This window comes from Streptomyces sp. NPDC048419 (assembly GCF_043200415.1).
Taxonomy (GTDB): domain Bacteria; phylum Actinomycetota; class Actinomycetes; order Streptomycetales; family Streptomycetaceae; genus Streptomyces.
This window is the reverse complement of record NZ_JBICXT010000003.1, coordinates 164,991-187,568: the sequence shown is the minus strand read 5'-3', so window position 1 is coordinate 187,568 and position 22,578 is coordinate 164,991. Positions and strand designations below refer to the sequence as shown.

Annotated in this window: 13 protein-coding genes; all 13 read right to left on the bottom strand. The window is 72.0% G+C overall.

What is annotated here, in order from left to right; genetic code table 11:
- Nucleotides 1-45 precede the first annotated feature (45 nt).
- From ACGFYN_RS08575 to ACGFYN_RS08515, 13 genes are read right to left on the bottom strand one after another with little or no spacing between them, the layout of a single operon-like run.
- Nucleotides 46-2,208, bottom strand: coding sequence for a hypothetical protein (locus ACGFYN_RS08575; RefSeq protein WP_393865033.1), 2,163 nt, complete (start codon nucleotides 2,206-2,208; stop codon nucleotides 46-48).
- Nucleotides 2,208-5,966: a putative baseplate assembly protein gene (locus ACGFYN_RS08570; RefSeq protein ID WP_393865032.1), complete on the bottom strand. Its 3,759-nt coding sequence runs from the start codon at nucleotides 5,964-5,966 to the stop codon at nucleotides 2,208-2,210. Before ACGFYN_RS08570 ends, ACGFYN_RS08575 begins: the two co-directional genes overlap by 1 nt.
- On the bottom strand, nucleotides 5,963-9,106 hold the full coding sequence (locus ACGFYN_RS08565; RefSeq protein ID WP_393865031.1) for a putative baseplate assembly protein: 3,144 nt from the start codon (nucleotides 9,104-9,106) through the stop codon (nucleotides 5,963-5,965). Before ACGFYN_RS08565 ends, ACGFYN_RS08570 begins: the two co-directional genes overlap by 4 nt.
- Nucleotides 9,103-9,495, bottom strand: a complete 393-nt coding sequence (locus ACGFYN_RS08560; protein ID WP_393865030.1) for a GPW/gp25 family protein — start codon at nucleotides 9,493-9,495, stop codon at nucleotides 9,103-9,105. Before ACGFYN_RS08560 ends, ACGFYN_RS08565 begins: the two co-directional genes overlap by 4 nt.
- Nucleotides 9,492-9,827, bottom strand: coding sequence for a hypothetical protein (locus tag ACGFYN_RS08555; protein WP_393865029.1), 336 nt, complete (start codon nucleotides 9,825-9,827; stop codon nucleotides 9,492-9,494). Before ACGFYN_RS08555 ends, ACGFYN_RS08560 begins: the two co-directional genes overlap by 4 nt.
- A gap of 20 nt (nucleotides 9,828-9,847) precedes the next feature.
- Entirely contained in the window at nucleotides 9,848-10,384 is a 537-nt protein-coding gene (locus ACGFYN_RS08550; protein WP_393865028.1) for a phage baseplate assembly protein V, read from the bottom strand.
- 44 nt (nucleotides 10,385-10,428) lie between these two features.
- Nucleotides 10,429-11,568: a hypothetical protein gene (locus ACGFYN_RS08545; RefSeq protein WP_393865027.1), complete on the bottom strand. Its 1,140-nt coding sequence runs from the start codon at nucleotides 11,566-11,568 to the stop codon at nucleotides 10,429-10,431.
- Complete coding sequence (locus ACGFYN_RS08540; protein WP_393865026.1) at nucleotides 11,561-11,914, bottom strand: hypothetical protein; 354 nt, start codon at nucleotides 11,912-11,914, stop codon at nucleotides 11,561-11,563. Before ACGFYN_RS08540 ends, ACGFYN_RS08545 begins: the two co-directional genes overlap by 8 nt.
- A 10-nt stretch (nucleotides 11,915-11,924) precedes the next feature.
- On the bottom strand, nucleotides 11,925-12,611 hold the full coding sequence (locus tag ACGFYN_RS08535) for a hypothetical protein (protein ID WP_393865025.1): 687 nt from the start codon (nucleotides 12,609-12,611) through the stop codon (nucleotides 11,925-11,927).
- Between the two features lie 18 nt (nucleotides 12,612-12,629).
- Nucleotides 12,630-13,850: a hypothetical protein gene (locus ACGFYN_RS08530; protein WP_393865024.1), complete on the bottom strand. Its 1,221-nt coding sequence runs from the start codon at nucleotides 13,848-13,850 to the stop codon at nucleotides 12,630-12,632.
- The gene (locus tag ACGFYN_RS08525; protein WP_393865023.1) at nucleotides 13,837-20,334 is read right to left on the bottom strand and encodes a DUF4157 domain-containing protein; all 6,498 of its coding nucleotides are present in this window, start codon (nucleotides 20,332-20,334) and stop codon (nucleotides 13,837-13,839) included. Before ACGFYN_RS08525 ends, ACGFYN_RS08530 begins: the two co-directional genes overlap by 14 nt.
- Complete coding sequence (locus ACGFYN_RS08520; RefSeq protein ID WP_393865022.1) at nucleotides 20,331-20,627, bottom strand: hypothetical protein; 297 nt, start codon at nucleotides 20,625-20,627, stop codon at nucleotides 20,331-20,333. Before ACGFYN_RS08520 ends, ACGFYN_RS08525 begins: the two co-directional genes overlap by 4 nt.
- Nucleotides 20,618-22,576, bottom strand: coding sequence for an ATP-binding protein (locus ACGFYN_RS08515; RefSeq protein WP_393865021.1), 1,959 nt, complete (start codon nucleotides 22,574-22,576; stop codon nucleotides 20,618-20,620). The genes ACGFYN_RS08520 and ACGFYN_RS08515 overlap by 10 nt, the downstream gene beginning before the upstream one ends.
- Between the last annotated feature and the right edge of the window lie 2 nt (nucleotides 22,577-22,578).

Here is a 22,578-nt window from a genome sequence, read left to right as displayed (position 1 = left end):
CCCCCTGGTTCAGGAAAATGCGGGTGAGTCGTTCGGCGGCACTGCTCATGTCACGAAGAAGATCCCGGCGTCGACGCCCGCGGGCGTGTACTCCGCGAGCCGCGCGCGCAGTCCGTCCTCGCGCTGTGGCCGGTACAGGTCGTGGAAGGCGCCCATCTCGGCGCCGTCGTCGGCGCCGCGCCGGATCTCCTCGGGGCAGGAGTCGGCCAACTGCCCGTACCAGGGCGTCCCGTAGCGCACGGCCGCGAACAACGGCCGTACGCCCGGGGCGAGATCGGGCAGGCAGCGGTGCCGCCGCGGGGTGCGTGAACCGGCGGGGACGTAGGAGTGCCGCAGGCAGCCGACGCCGCGCCGGGCCACGTGCAGTTTCCCGGTGAAGACGGAGTTCTCGGCGATCTCCACCGCGTGCGTGTGGACTTCGCCGATGACGGTCGTGCGGTGCAGGTGCAGCACGGCGTGGGCGTGCCGGCAGTCCGGGGCGGACAGGGCCTCGCGGTCGTCCCCGGTGGCGTCGAGGATGCTGTCGCGCAGATGGATGTCGAGCGGGTCCTCGCTCACCTCGTCGCCGATGACCTCGACGGTGCCGAGGATGCTGTGCTCGATCTGGACGCAGGCGGTGGTGCGGTCCAGGACGATGCTGGGCTCGTCGGGCGAGTGCGGCTCGCACTCGGGTTCCAGGGACCAGCCGGGCACGAGGGTGGAGTGCCGTACGACGACCGCACCCATCGGGCCGGTGACGTTGATGCCGCGCCCGGCGACGAGCAGCCCGTCGAGGACGACGCGGGGCCGCTCGTGGGGGGCGCAGTCCGCCTCCACGGCACGGATGTTGAGGGCGTCGGGACGGTTGCTGTACCAGTCCAGCAGCCGGATCACCGGCCGGGTGCCCTCGGCCGCGCGCAGCTCCAGCCGGTCGCCGGGGTCGAGGTCGAAGTCCAGCTGCTCCTGGTAGGCGCCGCTGTGCGTGATCTCGATGATGCCGTCGGGGCCGGTGTCGCCGGACCGGTGGTCGTGCTGCCAGGCCCGGTAGGCGTCCATGATCTGGCGGTACGGCTGCCCCGGGCCGACCCGGTAGAAGGCGGCGTCGGGCCGGTCCACCCGGTCGGGCCGCTCGTACTCGCCGCCGCCGAGGTCGGCACCGCTCGCGTAGTGGTGGTCCACCCACACGCCCTGCCGGGGCGCCGACCTGGCCCCGAAGGCGATCCGCCCGAGCTCCGGGTCGACGGCGACCTGACCCCGCTTGGGCCGGTAGCGCCACTCGGAGAGGTCGGCGACCACGATGTCGGACGGCGGTACGGGCCGGTCCTCGCCGTCGCGCCGAATGACGAAGCTCTTGCCGGGGCCGTAGTAGTCCAGCAGCCGGTCGTGGAGCAGGCGGCGGGTGACGAAGGCGGGGACGTTGTCGACCGTGGCGATGTGCGTGGGCGACGGCTCCGGGACAGGCTTGGTCACCAGGGGGCTGTCGTTGCCGAGGATCGAGAACGTGTAGAGGTTGCGGGCGCGGTCGATGCAGTACGCCGGGGACGAGGTCACCGGGTACGCCTTGAGCCGCCAGACGAAGAGGCCGACACCGGTCGGCGTCCAACCGCCCTGACCGCGCGCCGAGTTGGCGCGGCGGACGTCGGCCGTGCGGGCCGTCGTCCCGAACGGCCCCCCGGTGAGCGCGAGCGCCGAGCCGTCGCGCAGGTCGAGCAGGCGGCCGCGTCCGGTGTCCCGGTACAGCTTCACCGACTGGTTCTGCGCGACCAGCCGTGACAGCTCGACGGCCCGCGCGGGCCAGCCGGCGACCTGCTCGGAGATCTCCTCCAGCAGGTGCAGCGTGCCCTTGCGGCGGCGGTTCGCGACCGTCGCCGCCACGTCCGCGCGCGGCGCGATCGCCTCGGCGAGCGCCTCCCGGCCGCCGTCGTGCAGGCCGGTGGTGAGGACCCGCTCGTAGCCGGGCAGGGTGCGGTAGCCGACCAGGTCACCGAGGTAGGGCAGCACCCAGGGCGCCGCCGTCTCCACGAACAGGTCCTCGTAGCCCTGCTCGACGCCGTCGCGGACCCGGTCCAGCTGCTCGGCGATCACCGCGAGCAGCGCGCGCAGCGGCTCGCCCTCCTCGGCGTCGCGCAGCAGGTGCCAGCGGGGCAGCAGGGCGGCGAGGCCGTCGGGCTCCCGGGACACGACGGGGGCCGTCGTGTCGAACTGGACGTCCGCCGGGTTCGCGGCCATCACTTGACCTCCGTGAGGATGAGGGTGTCCGCCGCCCGTGGGGACAGCAGGGCGAGCTGGGCTGGGCGGATGCCGCGGAACACGCACACCGGGCGGCCCTTCTTCAGGCGCCGGGTGTCGGTGATGTCCGGGTTGAGGCGCAGGAGTTCGGCGAGCGGGACGCCGTAGCGCCCGCAGATCTCCGACAGTGTCTCGCCGTTGTCGGCGCGGACGGTGTGGATCTTCTCGTCGTACGTCGCCGGGCGCGCGGGCACCGAGGCCCTCGGCGGGCCGGGGTCGTTGAGCACCGCGGCGAGTTCGTCCGGGGTGGCGGAGGCGGCGACGCCGGTAAAGACGTCGACGTCCACATAGTCGACCCCGGGCACGGTGTGGGCCGTGGCGAGAAGGTCGGAGAGCCGGGCGGGCTGCCCCAACTCCCGTCCCTCGTAGCCGAGTCGGCCCAGCAGCGCCTGGCGCAGGCGCGGCTCGACGTACTCCCATGCGTGGTCGGGTGCGACCTTCACCCTGGCGGCGGCGAGCAGCAGGACCAGTTCGCGTACGTCCACGCGGACGGCCAGGTCGGCGTCTCCGTACTCGGTGAGGGCGCCGCGCAGGGCGCGCAGGGTACCCGAACCGCCGTCCAGGGGCACGTCGTCGGTGCCCGCGACCGTCACGTGCAGCACGCGCCGCCGTCCGTCGAAGAGTTCGCGTGCGGCGGCCCGGCCGATGCCGACCCGGGAGCGGGCGAAGTCCTCGTAGTCGGCGGGTGAGACGAGCCGGTCGAGGGCGGAGACGGCCAGCGGGATCGTCCGGCGGGTCAGCCCCGGACCGTCCGCGTCCGCGCCTCCGGTCGCCGGGCGGGGATTGGTGACGGCGGTGACGCCGAGCGGGCGGGTGAGCGGCTGGGTGAGCCGGTCCGCGGGCACGTCGGCGGCCTTGCCGGTGCCGAAGCGGTAGCTCGCGTGGACGTTCTCATGGCCGCTGGGCAGGCGGGCGCCGTGCACGCCGTCGCCGAAGCTGACCGTCGTACGGCCGTCGGAGGCGGTGCCGGTGATGTAGACGCGTTCGCGCGGGCCGCGCCCGGCGAGGCTGTCCACCTCGTGCCAGCGCACACCGTCCACCCTGATCTCCAGCACCGGTGTGGCGCCGAGGGGGTTGTCGTCGGCGAGCCAGGTCAGCGGAGACTGCCAGAGCGCGAAGGTCTGGCCCACGCGGTCGGAGTCGCCGCTGCCGATGGCCTCCTGACGGCTCTCGCCGTGCGTGGCCTCGACGACGTTGCCCAGGACGCGGACCGTCTCGCGGCGGTAGCGGTGGGCGAGGTCTGTGGTCAGGGTCAGGCCGGTGTGCACACGGTCGCCGGGCAGCCGCGGGTCGACGGCCGGGTCGGCGGAGGCGATCGTGACGACCTCGGTCGCCGTGACACCGGTCGTGCCGGGGATGTCGCTGCGCTCGCCGGTGACGACCAGGAGGCGGCCGGCGGTCAACCCGTCGTAGAGCTGGGCGAGTTCGATCTCGTTGCTGTGCACGTCCTCGCCGAGCGGCTCGTCCGCGAGGCGCAGCGACTCGCCCGCCGCGTACACCGTGGTGTCGCGGATGTGCGAGAGCAGGACGTCGAACTCGTCCAGCCACGGGTCGGCGAGGGTGAGTTCGGTGCCGCGGCCGGTGATGCCGTAGTTGGTGTACGCCGCCGTACGGACCGATACGACCTGGGTGGTGACGAAGGCCAGCGCGGCGTCGCCGGGTATGCCGTCCTGGGTGCCCTTGGTGGGGCGCTGGATGGCGACCCAGCTGCCGACGGTGATGCCGGTGTGCACGGTGTCCAGCTGGAGCACCTTGCGGTTCACGGGTGCCGGCTTGCTCGCGATGACGATCTCGACGTTGGGCTCGGTGCTGCCCACGGTGTAGCGCAGGCTCACCTCGTACTCGCCGTGCGTGAACTGCCGTGTGTCGCCCGGCTGGAGGGACTCCTCCCGGGCCGAGCCGTTGTTGATGCCGACGTGGATCGCGCCGTGCTCGTCCGGCCGGGACACGAACAGGGTGCGGTCGGGCAGGCCGTCGCGGAGGCGCACGGTGACGCCGGGCTCCTGGGAGTCGGAGGGGCGCCGGGTGAGCCAGCCCAGGTCGTGGTCCTGGGCGGCCCGCGTCGACAGGTCGACCTGGCCCGGCCCGAGCGCGAAGCTGACCTGCTGGGTGAGCGGCAGCGTCACCGCCCGCTGGTCGGAGCTGTTGCCCTCGACGTGCTGGAACTCGGCCCGGACCGGGGCCTTGGCCCCGGTGTCGTAGACGATCCGCAGGCCGGTGAGCGCGGCTCCCGTGAGCGGCCAGTCCGTGGAGCGGATGACCCGCCCCTTGTCGTCCTGGACGGCCTTGAGCGGGGCGGTGGCCCCGAACGGCGCGGCGCTGACCCGCATGGCGAGCAGGTCCCGCAGGATCTGCGCGCCGCCGTACGAGGCCGCGGCCGCCTTGCGCCAGGCGGGATACAGGCCCGCGAGCCCGGGGTTGAGGGCCGTGAGCAGCCGCGCAGTGTCCGCGCCGGGCTGCTGGGCGCCGGGGCCGGCGGGCGCGGCGGGCGTCCGGGCGCGCAGGGCGGGCAGGACGGCGGCCAGCGCGTTGAAGGCAGCCTCACGGGGGTTCGTGGCGCTCGTCGCCTTGGTGGAGGCCTGGGGCTCCACGCTCTGTGCAGGCGCCAACCCCAGTGCGCGCCGGGCGAGTTCGTCGAGGACGGCCTGCAACTGCTCGAACCAGGCCGCGACGTCGCCCCACGGCGTGGCCAGCACCTTTGCCTCACCGGTCCGGGCGACCGGCTCCGCGAGGCCGGCGGCAAGCCCCTCCGGCGTCTTCACGTCGTCCAGAGCTGCCCGCAAGGGCGCCAGCACCTGATCCTCGAAGTCCTCGATCAGCCGGCTCACCGGCCGTGGATTCGGCACCTCGGGCGTCGGCGGCTCGTCGCCCGGCTCACCGGGGGCGGACGGCTCCGCGATCCACCGCCGGACCTCGTCGACCAGCTCCTTGAGCGTGGGCGGAGCCGACTTCGGCAGGGTGAGCGCCGTGACGTCCTCGTCGCGGTCGACGCGCGCACCCGCGACGGACAGCAACTTGCGCTCACCGCCCACCTGTTCACCGAACACGAACAGCAGCTGGTCACCGGTCTGCAGCGAGTTCGCCGTCCCCTCGACGAAGATCTCGGAACGGCGCTCCAGGTCGTCCGGTGTCACCAGCGACGGCCGGCGCCTGCGCACCTTCAGCTCGTTCCAGTCCCAGCGGGCGGTGAGGTCCCGGCCGGTCTCGAATTTCACGGACTCCTCGTCGGCGGAGGCCGGCACGCTGTGCGTGCGCGCACCGCGCGGGATCACGACCTGGAGCGTCTCCGCCCGCGGGTCGCGTTCGAGGGTGTACGCGAGGTGGGTGGCGGCGGCGACGCCGGGCCGCGGCCGGTGTCCGACGAGCCGGCCGAGCAGGACCAGCGAGCGGTGCTCATTGGCCGTACGGACATAGGCCTCGTCCGCGATCCGCTCCGAGTGGAAGGTGAGCAGGTCGCCCAGGACGGCGGCGGCGTCGAGCAGGCCGATGGCCGGGTCGTCCGGGGTGCGCACCGTCAGGCCGTCGAGTGCCGGGTACGCCGGTGAGGCGAGCCGGTCGAGCAGGGCGGCCAGGAAAGAGCCGTACTCGCCGACGCGGTAGTCCAGGGCGGTGCGACCGGGCGGGTTGTGCACAGGGGCGGGCGCGAGGCGCTCGTCGTGGCCGCCGCATGCCCCGGCGCAGGAGCATGTCCGGCTCATCGGGCACCTCCCAGGGTTATCGCCAGCAGGCCGTTCTCCGGCCGGTCCGGGTCGTTGTCGCAGGTGGCGATCTCCAGCGGGCCGAGCCGCAGCACGCCGTCCTCCCTCTCTCCTCGTTCCTGTTCGAACAGCCGCCGCAGCCGGGTGACCTCGACGCTCAGCACACCGGGTACGGCGGCGGCGACGGCGACCAGACGGCTGAGCCGTACGGGCTCGCCGAAGGTCAGCGCGTCCGGGTGGAAGAACCCGAGCCGGCCGTCCGCGAGCCGGCCGCTGCCGAGGACGCGGTACAGCTCGGCCAGGATCTGCCCGTGCTGGTGGCCGGGCGCGGCGCACACGCGCAGCGCGAGGTCGAGCGGCACCAGGCGGGCGGGGCCGACCACGAGGTCGTGGCCGATGCGCCGGAACGCCTCCAGGTCCTGCTCCACCCGCGCGAGCAGCCGGGCCGAAGGCTCGGCGCCGCCGTACGCGTCGATCGCGACGTGCGCCTCCTGGACGCTGCCGGTCCAGCGGATCTCGGCGGCGGCCCGCTGCACGCCGGGCAGCGCGCCGGCGAGGGCCGCGTAGTCCTCGGCGGTGACCGCGCGCAGCCGGGTACGGCGCAGGTCGAGCGGGGCCAACTGGCGTGCCTGCTCGACGGGTTCGGGCTCGATGCCGCCCACGGCGGGCAGCGGGTTGCGCACGAGTGCCGTCGGCGGCTGCTCGCAGTCGCTCCGGATCACCAGGTGGTTGATGGCCTCCGCGCCCACGTTGCCCGCGACACCGCCGCCGAGGCGGTGATGCAGGGTGAGGCGACGGCCCGGTTCGGGCCTGGCGCCGTGCCGGCCGTCGCCGAAGCGCAGCGCGAGCCTGCCGTCGTCCTGGAGTTCACCGACGAAGTGCCGGTCGCGGGGGCCGCTGTGCAGCAGGTCGCGGCGGGGCAGCCAGGTCAGTTCGCCGTCCGTGACGCGTACGGCGGGCAGCGCGGTGCGCGGGTCCTGGTCGAGGGCGGCGGTCGCCGAACCGCGCAGCACCGGCTCGCCGGGGTGCAGTCCGGCCGCGTACACCAGGCCCCAACTGTGCGCGATCTCCCAGGCGATGTGCCCGTCGAGGACCGTCCCGGCCCGGGCGCGGGCGGCGAGGACCGCCACCCTGCGCAGCTTCGCGTCGAGCAACTCGTCGTTGCGGTACAGGAGTTCGCGCAGCGCCCGAACGGGATGGGCCCGGAGCTCGTACCGCTCGATGGTCTTCAGACCGTAGACGACGGTGAGTTCGGCGATCTCCTCGTCCCCGAGTCCGTCGCGGTCGCGGGCGCTGCGCCACAGCTCGACGAGCCGCTGCCGCACCCGTCCCGGGATCGCGGCGATGCGCTCGGCCTGCCCGGCGGCCACGGCCCCCGGGTCCGGGAAGGGCACCGCCTGGACGACCGGGGAGCGGCCGAGGACCGGGCGGAAGCGGGGCCTGACGCCCGGGTACACGGACTGTGCGAGGAGGGTGCGCAGGGCGGCCGCCTGGGCGTAGGCCGTGCCCGGTACCACGCTCCCCCAGCCTCCGGCCGGTGGGACCCCCACGTGCCGCTGCCCGGCGCGCTCCAGACCGATTCCGGCGCGCACCGTCGCGGCCTCGCCCACCACCTGGAACAGCTCGCGCACGTCGTCGGGTACGAGCGCCTCGCCGCTCGCCGCCCGGTCCGTGAGGGAGTTGATCAGCCGGGCGGGCGCGTTGCCCTCCTCGCGGTCGGCGCAGCCGAAGGCGGGAGGGTCGCAGGGCGCGACGACGGCCGGCCCGGGCGGCACGGTGGCCGTATCCGGAAGGCCGGTGAGGGTGCGTCCGTGGTCGACGAGCACGACGTTGCCGCGGGCCAGGGTCACGTCCTCGACGGGCAGGCAGTCGCGGCCGCCGCGGGTGGTGAGGCAGAGCGGGAAGCGCAGCGCGTCCTCGGCGGCCCAGGTGACCTCCAGGACCGGCTGGTCCTCGATGCGGTCGACACCGGGGGTGACGGAGATGAGACGGACGGCCTGGCGGTGGGCGGGGTCGGCGTCGCCGGGGGTGCCGGTGCGCGGGCCCTTGACCTCCTCCAGGATCAGCAAGTCACCAGGACCAAGGCTCAGTTGGCGGTCGCGGCAGGTCTCCGGGTCCTGCCACTCGTCGCGCAGGGTGGCGGCGGTCGCGCCCTTGGGCAGGGCGCACACCTCGCCGCCCCAGGTCCACAGGCGGATCGCGTTGTGCGCGACCCTCAGCTCCAGCGGGTCCTCGGCGACGACTGGTTCGAAGACCTGCACCGAGCCCCGCTCGTCCAGGTCGCCGAGGTCGTTCTCGTCGATCACCGGGCCCGGCTCGGGCCGGTCGTGCGGGTCGAGGGCGCGGACGTCGACGGAGGCGAAGCGGAAGGTGCCCGCGGCGAGGGTGGTGTCGCCGGCGGTCCGGACGGCGACGTAGGCGCGCGCCGTGCAGCCGTCGTGCATGGCGTAGTCGATGAGCCGGACGTGCCGCCGCACGGAGACCCGGCGGCGCGCTGTGTCCAGGTAGGCCTCGGTGGCCACCGCGTCCTGCTGGTAGCTGATCTGGTCGCCGGTGTGGGCGAGCAGCTCCACCAGGGTGACGCCGAGGTCGGCGGGGTTGCGCTCGATCCAGTCGGGGGTGGTGAGCGCGAGCCGGTCCAGGAGCAGCTTGCGGATGGTGTCGTAGTCACGCGCGGTGTAGTCGACTACGGGCGCGGCCGGGAAGTCCGGCTGCTCCTGCCCGTCCTCCTTGCAGTCGAAGGGAGTTGGGCAGTCGGGCAGGAAGGAGAAGGAGGCGCGGTGGTAGCGCTGGTCGAAACCGCGGAAGGGCTCGGTGCCCGGGCGGCCGTACGGGTCGGTCTCGACGAGCGCGAACACGTACCGCGAGGTGTCGCCGGTCCGGTCGAGGGTGACGTAGAGCCGGTCGTCGAGCTCGGGGTCCTCCTCGCGTTCGACGCTGACGTCCACGACTGTGATGTCGGTGAGTCCGGTGATCCGGCGGCCGCCGTCGATGCGGACGTTCTCCGGGCCGAGGCCGTGCGGGGCCTTGCCGAGGAAGGTGACGGTGAGCAGGAGCCCGTCGTCGCTCACCTCCACGGCGTCGACTCCGTTGAGCTGTGCGGCGCGTACCTTCGCGCGGCGGGACGTGGCGGTGGTCATGCGGCCCTCCCCTCGAACACGTCGTCGGTGCGGGCGCCGGTGGCGCGCAGGACGTAGGACAGATGGACGCGTACGGCGTCGTCGTCGCTGACCACGTCGAGCGCGACGACGTCGATCAGGTCGCCCAGCCAGCGCTGCAGCGAGGCCTGCACGGAGAGTTCGAGGGTGCTCACGAGTTCCGGGCTGTTGGGGGCGAAGACGAGGTCGAGCAGCCCGCAGCCGAAGTCGGGGCGCATCACGCGCTCCCCCGGGCTGGTGAACAGCAGCTGCTCGATCAGGTCGTGGACGTGCTCGGCGTGGCCGGCGTGCGCGGTGCGTCCCCGGCGGTCGGCGCGGAAGGGGAACGCGATGTCGGTGCGCGGGCGGCCCGCCCGGCTCGGCTGACTCATCGGGCGGTCACCTTTCGCGGCGCGGCCAGGACGACGGGCGGTCCCTGCGGCACGAGGGCCGCGCTGAAGCACAGGGCCGCGGAGGTGTCGAGCAGCACGGGGGCGCCGTCGACCGTGATGCCGCTGCCGTCGGCGGTCCAGCGGACCGTCACGCAGGGCGTGGGCACACCGTCGAGGGTGTGCGGGCAGCCGACGACGACGTACGCGTGCCTGGCCGTCGCTACGGCGGCACCCCCGATGCGTACGCCGCCGGTGGGCGTGGTGGCGGCGGTGACCCGGCCACCGTGCGGGCAGCCGATCACGGCGCCGGCGTCGAGCAGACTCCCGGACAACTTGGTGCGTCCCCCGTCTTCTATCGCTTCGAGAGCACGGTCAACTGGCCCTCGTTGATGGTCACTTCCCTGCCGCGGAGCACGATCTCGGCGCCTGCGCCGGTCGCGATGACCACGGCCTCCTTGGTGATGCGGAGGTAGGCGCCGCCCTGGGCCTGGAGCAGGATTCCCTGATCGGCGCCGGCGGTGTCGTTCATGACGATCTTGTGCGCGCCCGGCGTCTGCACGACGACGGGCTTGGCCGGCGAGTTCGTCTGGAGCGCGCGCCGCGCGTCGGGCGGCAGTTCCTCGGCAGCTCCGTACCAGCACCCGGTCCACACCGGGAAGCTGGGGTCCCCCTGCTCGAACTCCACCCACACGCCGGCGCCGGGCGGCGGCACCACGAACTGGCCCGACTCGGGCCCGGTGAACGGCAGACAGGGCAGCGCCCACGTGGACGCCTCGTCCCCGAGCACGTCGGGCACCTCGACGGTGATCCGGCCGATCCGCAGCGGGTCGTTGTTGTCGACGACCCGGCCGCGGAACTTGCCGAGGTAGCGATTGCCGTTTGCCGCCATGCTGAACTGCTCCTGGTGGGTGAGTCGTTGAGGCGTTTGGGTCGTCAGGGCCGGACGTAGTCGCTGCGGGCCTCCAGCCCCTCCCGGGAGAGGGTGAAGTTCTGCTGGAAGGACCCGGGCCGCAGGTTGTGGGTGACGGACTTGACGTAGTAGTCGCCGTCGTACGCCCGTCCGGAGCCGCGCACGCCGACCAGCTGGCGGGGCTGCAGGATGTAGCCGTGCCGGTTGACGTCGAGCGAGCCGGAGCCGGAGACCACGTCGGCGGAGACGGCGGCACGGGCGAGGAGTTCGGCCTCGGCCTGTTCGCGCTGCTGCTTGGCGGTGCCGGAGAGCGTCCTGCGCTTGAGGGCGGGGGTGGGGCGCCGGCCGAGGGGCGGCCGAAGGGGACTGATCGGCGGCTGGGGCAGGAGCGTGGACACACGGGTCCCCGGGTCCTGCCAGCGGGCCTGCGGCTCTTCCCGCGCCGTCCCGTCGTACGAGAACGTCAGCTGGTCCACGGTCGTGTTGGCGTCCATGTTGACGTTGAGGGCGTGCTGGCGGATGCCGAGACGGACCTCCGGTCCCCAACGGGCCGAGGACTGCCCGGGGTTGGGGCCGGGTTCGAGGTAGAAGGTGTAGCCGTTGGCGCGGGCGAGGTCGGTGACGTACTGGAGGTCGGTACCGGTCTGGTAGTGGACGCGGAGATCCTGGTGCGGGGGCTGGGCGATCTTCTCGGCGTAGACATCGGGCCGGATGCCGTAGTCGGAGTAGCGCCGCAGGATGCTCAGAACCCGTTCGGAGGGCGGGAGGTTGGGGTACCTGGCGGTCCGCTCCTCCAGATCCATCAGCAGGGTCAGATCCTCGCCGGTGACGGTGAGGGTGGAGTGGCCGGGCTGGTTGCTGGCGCCGACCTCCTGCCGGACGACGAGCCCGTCGAAGAGGACGTCGGGCGTCCCACGGACGCTGACGGTGACGATGAGCCGCGTCTTGGGGTCGAAGAACCCCTCGGGCAGCAGGCGTTGATTGATGAGCCCGCTCTTGGTGAGGTCGAAGGCCAGCTGGAATCCACTGCGTTCGCCGGCGGTGGCGGTGATCTGGGCGGACAGCAGGGCCTCGGTCACCTCGGCCGGGACGGGGCGGGCGAGCTTCGGTCCCATGAGCAGCGTGATGTGGACGGGACCCTGCCCGACGGGCTGGTCAGACACGCCGGTGCCCTCCCGGCTCGGGGATCTCGATGATCCGCCCCGCCTCGTCGGTCAACTCCCGTGGATCGAGTACGGGGTTGGCGTCGGCGATGCGCCACCACTGGCCGGGGTCGCCGTAGAACCGCTGGGCGAGCAGATCGGGCCGCTCGCCGGCGCCGACGACGTGTTCCTGCGTCTCCTGGATGTCGAGGGGAGGCAGCAACCGGCGCTTGGCGTAGCGGACTTCGGTCCCGTCGGGAAGCCGGTGGATGCCAATCTCGGCGTCGTGGTACCTGCTGGTGCGGGGGTAGGGGTGCGCACCGGGTATCGCGCCGAGGGCGCTCTCGTAGGACTCGATGTCGGCCATGGCTGTGGGTTCAGCCCCTTCCACTCAGTACATCGGCACCCGGCAGTCCCAGGGCCCCGAGGCTGCCGCCGCGGGCGGCGGCCGCGAGCCGTTCCTTCTGCGCGAGGTGCGCCATGTACAGATCCGCACCGCGGTGCCCGGCGGGCAGGTCGCTGACGGTGAGGATCTTCATGCCGATGCTCAGCGCGGCCCGTATCGGATTGAGATTCACGTCGAAGGCGGACTCGTTGACGGACAGCTCGGTGAGCCGCACGGGCATGACCCGCTTGCTCCCCCACGTGAACAGCGTCAGCGGCATCTCGATCGGGCTGATCTCGATGGTCCCCTTCTGCGACAGCCGGCTCGCGGCGCGCAGCTGCGCGGTGGTCGGCTGCACGAGCATTTCGAGGGTGGCCAGTTGGGGGTGGATGCCGTCCGGCGCCGCGATCTCCAGCTGATCGGTGGCATCGATCTCGGCGGTGAACTTCCACGTCTCCTCGGCGGGCCCCTTCAGCCGCAACGCCTCGTTCCGATCCCCGCCCCCGCTCCCCCCACTCGCACCGTCACTGCTGTCCCCGGCGGACTGCGGAGCGATGCTGCGCTCCAGGGTGTCGGGGTTGAACTGCAGGACGATGACGCGCTGGGGGGTGCCGCGGTCGGGGTCGACGACGACTATTCCGGAGCGGATGGGTTTGGGGATGTCTGCGTAGCGGGTCATTCTTCCTCTCTCCGCCCTTCAGTCCTGCAGCTGTGTGGTCGACACCGAGCAGTTGTCGCACCAGAAACCGAAGAGCGACCCACCAAAATCCATCGGCCCGAAGAGGGTGGGCCCACTGTCCACCGCAGCCAAGAAGGGCATGAACTTCCCGCACTCGGGACAGATGGGATGCGTCTCCGGTGAAGGCCACCGAGGCAGACCGCCGACCTGGTGACGAGAACTGCCAGTGATGGCCGGCAGGCTCACGCCCGTCTGGTTGGGGTGGAGCTCCAATGCCAGGGACCGTTCACCGGGAATCACACGCGAGTGGTCCACAGAGGGACCCTGTGGCTGGAAGTAGGCATACGTTCCCTGAGCCGTGAATCGCACTGTCAGGACGTCGACTTCATCGCAGTCGCAAGAGAACCAGAAGAACGACGGATCACTGCTCAACTCTTGCGGCAGGGCCGTCGCGGAGAGCGTGAGCACCCGGTCGGCAGGACTACTGCACCGGGCGCACAAGGGGACCTCGTGCGCGTATCGGCCGCCCATGGCGTGGGGGCTCTTGCCTCTTTCTGTGACGAACCCCATGTAGGCGGGACGCAACCCCGACTCAGCTCCGCTGTCGGGAAGCCTCCCTGCCAGCGGCATCAACCACTCCCAGTCCTCGGGATCATCGATTTCGTCGCGCACCGAAGCGATCAGGTCAGCCGCATGCACAGTCCTGATGAGGGCCAGTGCTTGCAGGCTGTCCAGGTCCCGGGTCTTGTGCCATTCGTTCAGGAAGGCGTCGGCCGAATCGTCCGGTGCGCCGGACAACAGACTCTGCCGCACGGCGGCTCTCTCGATTTGATCAGCGTGGGATCGCAGCCGGGCGGGGTGGAACACGCCGATGGCGAAGATGACCGAGGCAAGAGGCGACTCTGGATCCGGGGACGCGAAGAAGTCGTTGACGAATGCATCGAGCAGGTGTTCCGGAAGCCAAGGCACGAGCCGGGCGACCGCTTGCACGACCGGCCCCTTGCCGCGCAACCGCTCGGCCGCGCGCGTCTTCTCTTCCTGCCCGCCTGGGGTCAACTCCAGGTATGCAGCAATGTACTGGGCCACCGCTGGGTCGTCCGTATCCGTAAGACAGTCCGCAGCCAAAGTGATGCCCGGGTCACCCTGCTGTGTGAAAAATGCTGTGATGCGGTCCGACTTCTCGGAAACTGACAGGCCGGGGTCGAAGGCAATCTGCTCGACGCGTTCAGTCGGTGTCATTCCTTGCCTTCTTCCAGTAGTGCAACAGCAGATTGTCGATACTGCGGGAGTAGTCGATTTCTTTTCGGTCGGTAAGCCGCTTGTAGTGCAAGATCATGCTATAGACCTGACTCTTCACCAGAGTTCTCTTACTTTGCCAACTCGTCAGGTAGAAACGGAAGTCGTCCTCAGCCGCCACGGTCAGGTCCCTGGCGTCAAGAGCGATCTGCTGAGGCGTGTTCCTTGACCCGTGCGTGCGCGAACCGCCCTCCGGATCGGCCTTCCGGTATTCATGCTCCTTTCCGGTGACCATCATGGCGAGGGCCTCATTGTAGATCTTCTTGCTCTTCGGCCCCCTGCCAATGTTCCCCTGCGCATTGACAGTGATGAACTCTTCCTTCTGAAGGAAATCAGTGATTTCCCCCTCGTCCATCTTCGTGTTCCTTCTGGCTTCTTCCCTTGCAATGGCTCTGCGCTGCGCCGCATGGATGAGCGCGGCGCCCGAGGGTATGTGGTCCGGGGTGAGCTTGTCGCCCGTTACGGCTCGCTTCTCCGCACGTTTGAACGTCAGGCTTTCACCCTTGCTTACGGGACCGCCACGCCGGCGTCGCCGTTGTCCCCGCCCCGCCAACGGGTTGGCGAGAATGTTGTTCAACTCGGCAGAGAGCGCATTCGGTTGACCAGGCTCTGCCGTCGCATCCGCTTCCGCCTCCGGTTGGGCCGCGCGCTTCTCCTGCCGTTCGCGCTCCCGGATGCGATCGGCTTCGGCTTCCTCCACAGCCCGGGCGTCCGTCCGGGCTTTCGTGGCTTCCGGCGGTTCGGTCCAGGCATCCGTGCTGTGGAACGGAAGAACCATCCCCTGCGGGTTGAGCAGAGCCATGATCCGGCCGCTCTTGGCGCCGTCGAGGGTCAGCCCGGTGAGCCGGTACCACAGACGAAGGCCGGCCAGCGTCACGTTCATCACAGGGCGGGGCACGCCCGGAGTCATGATGCGCTGGAGGAGCGGGCGGATACGGGTGAGGATCTTCTGGAGACGTGCCTCCTTGGACTCCTTCGACTTCTCCTTCTTCTTCCGCCCATCCTGTTTGCGCCTCTTCTGCTCCTGCTGCCGCCTCTTGTGGTCCCGTAGCTGGTCCTTCTTCTTCTTGAAGAAGTTCCGCACCTTGGCCGCACCGTTCTTGAGCGCCTTGCCGAGCTTCGACTTCTTCAGCTTGCGGCCTAGGGTCTTCGCCGCGTTGCCGACCTTCTTCAGGGCGGACTTGACGGCGCCCTTGGCTTTCGAGAGGGCCTTGCCCACCGGGGACTTGGGCTTCTTCGGCTTGGTCGGCTTGGGGCCCTCGATCTCCTTCTTCTTGTGTGTCGCCTCGGGCCTCTTGTCCTTGGCGTCCTTGGCCGAGTCCTTCTCCTTGGCCGGTGTCCGGTCCTTCGACGGCTCCCGATCCGGCGTCCTGTCCTTCTCGGGTGTCCGGTCCTTGTCCGGCACCCGTTCCTTCGAAGGCTCGCGGTCCGGTGTCCGGTCCCTCTCCGGTGCCCTCTCCTTCGGCTGGGCCTCCCCCTCAGGCTTCTTCGCCGGACCCTTCGGCGTAGCGTGATCTTTCGGTTTCACCGGGGACTTGAGGTCGTGGGACGGTTCGCCCTTCGGGCGGTGTTCCGTGCCCGGATGGCCCAGGGCCTGGCGGGCCTTGCGCATGGCGCCCCGGGCCGAGTTGACCGCGGCGCCCGCCGCCTTCTTCGCTCCGCCGCCGACCTTCTTCAGGCCGTCCATGATCTTCTGGGCCATGCCCTTGAGGCGCTTGCCCACGCCCTTGGTCGCCGAAGACAGCTTCTGGAGAAGGAAGTTGGTGATGAAGTCCAGCAGCGCCACCACACCCGCGGCGACCGCCTCGGCGAACAGACACGCCGCCGGACCCGCCTTCACCGCCGTCAGGTACGCCCAGAACTTCGAGAACGCCGAGAGGATCGAGCTGACCGTCGACCAGGCCGCCATCAGTCCCTGGATGATCGTCAGGATCGCCCCGGCCGCCGGCACGATCATCGAGACGACCTTCTCGATGACCAGCGTCGCGATCATCATCGGGAGGGAGGCGATGATCGCGTCCCAGGCCATCTTGCCGATCTGCTTGAGCGACACACAGCCCTTGACCAGGACGTCGATCACGGCCCTGCCGAGCCCGAGGATGCCCTCGACCTTCGTGTCGAACCAGCCCTTGACCGCCACCTTGATGGCGCCCCACAGATGGTCCGTGATACCGGACTTGGCCGCGCTGCCCGCCTTCGAGATCCAGCCGCCCGGGTCCGGTGCGATGTCCGCCACCAGCGCCGCGAACTTCCCCAGCGCCTCGATCGCCGCCTGCGCGAACTTGATCGCGCCCACGATGATCGCCTGGTAGGCCTTGATCACTGCCTTGACGCCCGCCTCCAGGACGTCCAGCAACTTGTTCAGGCCCGCGGCCAGCGCGTCCAGCAGCGTGTTGACCGCCTTCTTCAGGCCGTCCGCCAGGCGGTTGACCGTCGCGATCGCCGCGTCCCGCAGGCCCTCGATCGCCTTGCGGAAGCGGTCCCGGAGTTCGGGGAAGGCCGACAGGAGCGTGTCGCCGATCGCTATCAGGACGTCCGCCAGGGCGTTGATCGCCTTGACAGCCAGGTCCCGTACGAAGTCGATGGCCTGGTTGGCCCAGTCCTTGAACTTGTCGATGATCCCGTTGACCGCCTTGCGGGCGGCGTCGAAGACCGCGGTGACCGCCGCGAGCAGGCCCTTGAAGAAGTCGGCGACCTTGTCGGCGATCCAGCCGAGCAGGCCTCCGGAGGGCTTCTTCTCCTCCTTCTTCTTCCTGGCCTCCTTCTCGGCGTTCTCCCGCTCGGTGTCGATCTGGCCGTTGTCCTTGTCCTTGCGCGCGCCGATCTCCTTGTCCTTGTCGTCGCGCGCCTTGACGATGTCCTTGTTCTTCTTGTCGTGCTCGTCGCCGGACTGCTTGTCCGCGTCCGCGACCTTCTTGTCCTGCTCGGACCGCCAGTCCTCGCGCTGCTTCTGCGTCTGCTGGGCGACGCGCCCGCGTTCGGCGGTCTGCTGCGTGGTGTTGCGCTCGACCTCGCGGTCGATCTCGGTCTGCTTGTCCTGCTTGGCCTGCTGCTCGCTCTGCTGGTGCTCCTTGTCCCTGGCACCGAGGTCGCCCTGCGCCTTGCCCGCGGCACCGGTGATCTCGGTGCCCTTCTCCTGCTTGGCGACGGCTCCGACGCCGGCCCTCGGCGCGGGCGTGGCCGCGAGCGCGCCGCCCTTTCCGCCAGCGGCGCCGCCGGAGGCCTTGCCGGTGAGCTGTTCCCTGGGCGCGTCGGGGAAGACCTGGTCCTCGCCCATCGGCTTGGCCGCGTCCTGGCGGCCGGTGGTCTGCAGGTCGGACTGCTTGTCCTTGAGCGCCTTGGCCTGGTCGTCGGTGCGGGTCGGATCGCTGGGACCCTCGAGGCGGATCTTCGGCGCCGGGCCGACGGTCCTGTTCTCGAGTGCGGGGTCGGTGGTCGGGACGGCGTCGGCCGCCGCCTCGACGCTCTTCGCCTCGGACTCGCGGAGTCCCTTGTCGGGTACGGCCGGAGGCGGCGGCGGAGGCACGTCGGAGGCGGGCTGCTTGCCCTCGGCCTTGTCGCCGCCCTTCGCCTTCTGCTTGTCGGCCTGGTCCTCGGGCCCGATCCGCTCCACCTTGCCGGTGACCTGGGCGGCCGCGGGCGCGGCCTGGGGCGGCGCGGACCGCGTCTGCGGTGCCCCGGACGGACGTTCACGTGTGGGCGGTGCCGCGTCGAGCCGCTTCTGCTCGTCGGCGATCTTCTTGTCCGCGGCCTTGTCGACCCCGGGCATGGCGGCGGCCGCCTGGTCGGGCGCCAGCTTGCTCACGGTCTGCACGGCGGCCTTGGGGTCCTGCCCCGAGACGTCCGGCGGCTCCTGCTGCTTCTCCTCGGGCGCGGCCCCGCCGCCGCCCCCGCAACCGCCCTGCCGGCCCTCGTCCTTCTCGGGTGCGGGCGCGGGCGGCGCGCAGCCGCCACCGTCCTTCTCCAGCGAGGCCTCGGGCCTCGGCGCGTCGGTCGCGGCGGTCTGGCCCGGCCCGTCGGCCTGCTCCGCGGCCGGGCTCACCGCCGCCTGGGCGACGGACGGCGCGGCACCCGGGCCCGCGGCGACCGCGGGCCCGGTCTTCTCCGAGGCGCCGACCGGTCCGTGGGGTACGGCGCCGGGCCCGCTCTCCTTGGGCACCTGGCTCTTGGCCTGCGGTGCCTCGCGCTCGGAGCGGGGCGGCTCGGCGGCGCGACGGGTGGCCGGCGAGGGGTCGCGGTCCTCGACGGGGGTCTTCGGCGTCTGGGCACCGGCCGGCCGGGACACGGCGGCCGCGACAGGGGTCGCCACCGCGGGCACGGGCCCCGGAGCCGCAGGGCTCGTACGGGACTCGGCAGCCGTACGTTCCCGCTGCCGGTCCTTCTCCTCCTGCTCGTCCCTGACGTCCGGCCGCTCCTCGTCGCCGTCCGTCCCGTCGGAACCGGCGTCGTCCGCGTCCTTGGTCTGCTCCCGCTCCTGCAGCTGCTCCGGGTCCGGCTTCTCGGTCTCCGGCTCGGGCCGCTCCTTGTCCTGGGTGGCGAGGTCGGGGCCGACCTCCTGGTCGAGCGGCTTGTCGGTCTCCTGGAGGTCCTTGGTGCCGCGGTCCTGGCCCTGCGCGACGGGTCCGTTCTCGGGCTGCGGCGCCTCGCCCTCGACCGGCCCCTCGTCCTGTCCGGGCGCCTTCGGTTCGGGCCCGGCCTCGGCCGCGTCCTCCTCGGACCGCTCCCGCTCGTTCTTCTCCCGCTCCTGCTCGGTCCGCTCGGCCTTCGTCGGCGGCGGGGTGGGGAAGGAGGGCAGGGACGGCTGGGCGGCGCCCGGTCCGAGCTGGTCCGCGGTGGGTACGGCGGACAGGTCGAGGTCGGCGTCGGGCAGGTAGTCCTCGGGCTTGAGCGCGGGCTCGTCCTTCGCGCCCGGCGCCCCGGCCTCGTCCTCGCCGCCCGCGACCTCCTGGTCGGCGCCCGCCTCGAGGCCGAGCGGCCGTTCCTCCTCGCGCGGTTCGGCCTCGGCGCCGCCGTCCTCGTCCTTCTCGTTCAAACCGTGCTCGGACAGCGCGGAGTCGGGCTGCTCGGCGTGTTCGTCGACCTTCTCCGGGCGCGCGGGGCCGGGCTGGGCCTTCTGCCTGGGGTCCGGCTCCTCGCGCTTCGAGCCGGCGGCCGGCTGGGTCTGGTCGTCCCGCCGCTTGCGTTTGTCGGAGCCGGGCGCACTGGCCTGCTGCGGGTCGGCCTCCTCCCGCTCGCGCTGCTCCTTGCGCTCCTCCTTGGCCTGTTCGGTGCCCTCCTGCTGCCCCTGGGCGCGTTCGTCGGAGGCCTGGTCGGTGCGTTCGCGGTCGGTGGCGGACTGCTCGTCGGACTGCTGCTGCTCCTCCCTGGCCTGCTGCCGGGAGGCGTTGCGGGTGTCCTCCTGCTCGGTGCGCCGCGCGGCGTCCTGGTCCTCGGTGGCCGCGTCCGCGCCGGCCCGGCTGCGGTCGCTGCTGCTCTTGGCGTCGCGCGACCTGGCGTCCCGCTGCTCCTCGCGGGTGTCGTCGGCACGCCGGTCGGCGGAGCCTCGGTCGGACTCCTGCTTCTTCTGCCACCGGGTGCGTTCGACGCCGAGCTCCGCGAAGAGGTCGACCTCGGGCAACGGCGCCTCGGCGGGCTGGAGTTCGACGGGGCCGGGGCGGGCCCGGTCCGCGATCTCCAGCAGCCGGTCGTACTCGGGGGTGAGCAGCCGGTTCTCCAGCCGCTCGACGACCGCGTCCTCCAACTCCTCCGACATTCGCGCCAGTTGGAGTCGTACACGACCGGAGGCGTCGGTGGGGTCCCCGCGCAGGCTGCGCAGCACATTCCCGGCGATCCGGTCGACGAGGGTCGCCGGGTCGACGGCCTCGGCGCGCATCCGGTCGGCGTCGACGGTGGCGTACCGCAACCAGCCGGGGGTGTCCTGCCCCTCCTCGACCTGCGGGGCCGGCTCTGACGGCTGCAGGGAGTCCGGCCGTACGACCGCCTGCGCCGCCTCCTCCGCCTCCCGCTCGACGGCCTGCTGGGGCAGGCTCACCGCGCCGAGCTCGCGGCCGGCCCGCAGGGTGCCGAGGCCGTGCGGGTTCTGCACCGTGTGCTGGAGCTCGTGGGCGAGCAGGCGCCGGCCCTCGTCGGTACCGGGGCGGAAGGCGCCCTCGCGGAAGAAGACGTCCTGGCCGACGGCGACCGCGTCCGCGCCGAGCAGCTCGGTCAGCTGCCCGGCGTCCCGGCCGGTGTGCAGCCGTACCCGGCCGAGGTCGTGGCCGAGCTGCTCCTCCAGCTCCCGCCGGATGCCGGGGTCCAGCGGCTGCCCGGCGCCGCTGACGATGTTCTTCGGCTCGGGCGCACGGGATTTGGCGGCACGTTCCCTGCGCTTGCGGCGGCGCTGTTCGGCGCTCTGCTCCGCCTGGCCGTCCTGGGTCCGGGAGCTCACGGGCCCACCTCCCCGTGACCGCTCAGGCCCTCGTGCACGGCACGCGCCAGCTCCTGGCCGAGGCGGCGCGCGGACAGCCCGGCCGGCAGGGGCGGCAGCCCGGACAGCGCGTCGACGGCGAGGGCGCCGCGCGCGGCCAGCGGCACACCGTGCAGCCGTACGAGACGGGTCAGTTCGGTCTCGAATGCGGCCGACACCCGGTCCGGGTCGGCCCGGAAGCCGTCGAGGACCAGTTCGCCGATGTCGACGCGGATCGCCGAAGGCTCTGTCCCGGGCCCGGAGTTCACACCCATCCGCGGACCTCCGTGGGCGTCAGCGAGCGCTCCAGCTTCAGATACTCGGTGCGGGCGGCGGCGAGCATGTGCCGCATCTGCAGCCGGTCGCCCTCCTCGGCGGCGAGGAACGCCCCGGACAGGGCGATGTTGCGGATCGAGCCGCCGGCGACGGTGAGCTGGGCGAGCAGCCCGGGGTCGATGTCCTTCACCGGCGCCTGCGGGGGCAGCACGCGCCGCCAGATCTCGGCCCGCTCGTACTCGGCCGGGAAGGGGAAGTCGACGACGAAGCGGATGCGCCGCAGGAAGGCCGTGTCGAGGGCGTTCTTCATGTTGGTGGTGAGGACGGCCAGGCCCCGGTAGGCCTCCATGCGCATCAGCAGATAGCTGACCTCCAGGTTGGCGTACCGGTCGTGGCTGTCCTTGACCTCGCTGCGCTTGCCGAACAGCGCGTCGGCCTCGTCGAACAGCAGCAGCGCGCCGCCGCGTTCGGCGGCGTCGAAGACCCGGCGGAGGTTCTTCTCGGTCTCGCCGATGTACTTGCTGACGACCTGCGAGAGGTCGATGACGAACAGGTCGAGGCCGAGCTCGTTCGCCATGACCTCGGCGGCCAGGGTCTTTCCGGTGCCGGAGCCGCCCGCGAACATCGCGGTCACGCCAAGGCCGCGGCGCAGGGTGGCGGCGAAGCCCCACTCCTGGTGGACGGTCGCCCGCTGCCGCACATGCGCCACGATCTCCCGCAGCACGCCCGTCTGCCGCTCGTGCAGCACCAGGTCGTCCCAGCCGGCCTGCGGCGTGATCCGCCGGCCGAGCTCGTCCATGCCGATGCGCGCCTCCTCGAGCCCGGCCCGCCAGGCGAGTCCGGCCGCGTCCAGCTCGTCCTCCTGCGGCAGCAGGCGGCGCACGGTGGCAGCCGCGGACCGCACGACGTGCGGGGGCAGCTGGAACTGGGCGACGAGGGAGCGCAGTTCACCCTCGGCCAGGTCGGTCTCCTCGAAGGCGCCCGACCACAGGGCGAGTTGCTCGTCGTCGTCGAGCCGCGGCACCGCGGCCCGGGCCCGGTAGGAGCGCTCTGATCGCAGCGGGTCCTCGCTCGACACCACCACCGGTACGGCGGCGCCGGCCAGGAAGGACTCGGTCGCCGCCCGCTGGTCGCGGTCCAGCTCGCCCACCTCGACGAGCAGCGCCGACGGCAGCAGGATCGCCTCACGCTGCCACAGCCGGGCGAGCCGGTCGCGCTCCACGGGCTCGGCGGGGATGTCCTCGGCGCTCATCGTGTACAGCCCGAGCCCCGAGCGTGCGGCGGCCGCCGCGGCGATGTCGGCCCTGCTGCGCAGATCCCCGCCGGTCACCTCGACGATCGGCGCCTCGGCGCCCGCCCCGGTCGTCCAGCCCTCGGCCAGCCGGCTCGCCGCCAGGTCGTACGACGGCGTCAGCGCCTGCGGCACCGGGGTGCGGCGCAGCTGGCCGTGCAGCCGCGCGTCGAGATAGGGCGAGCCCAGCAGGAAGTGCAGGATGCGCTCGTCCAGCCGGAGCCGGGAGGTGGTCAGCCGGGTCTCGTCGTCCAGCTCGGCGATCCGCCAGCGCCTGAGCGGCGCCACGGGCGTCAGCGCGCTCCAGTGCGGTTCGGCGAGCGCGGCCAGGGCGAGCGAGAAGGTCGGGTACGCGCGCTCGGTGTCACCGCAGGCGGCGGCGCACCGGGCGGCGGTCGTGGGCTCCAGCTCGTGGGCGGCGGCGAGGAGTACCAGGTCGCGCTCGAAGGAGGTGAGGCCGAAGCAGGAGACGAGGGCGTCGAGGGGGGCGGTGCCGGGGCCCGCGGTGGGGGCCGGCTCGCTGCCGGGTGCGTCGCCCTTCGCGGCGGACCGCGCCGCGTGCGCGTCGACCCTGGCCAGGACACGGCGGATCTCCGCGGTCAGCGTGGGCCCGTGCTCGGTCGTCGCCATGTCCTCACCTGCCCCCGTCGTCGTCATGC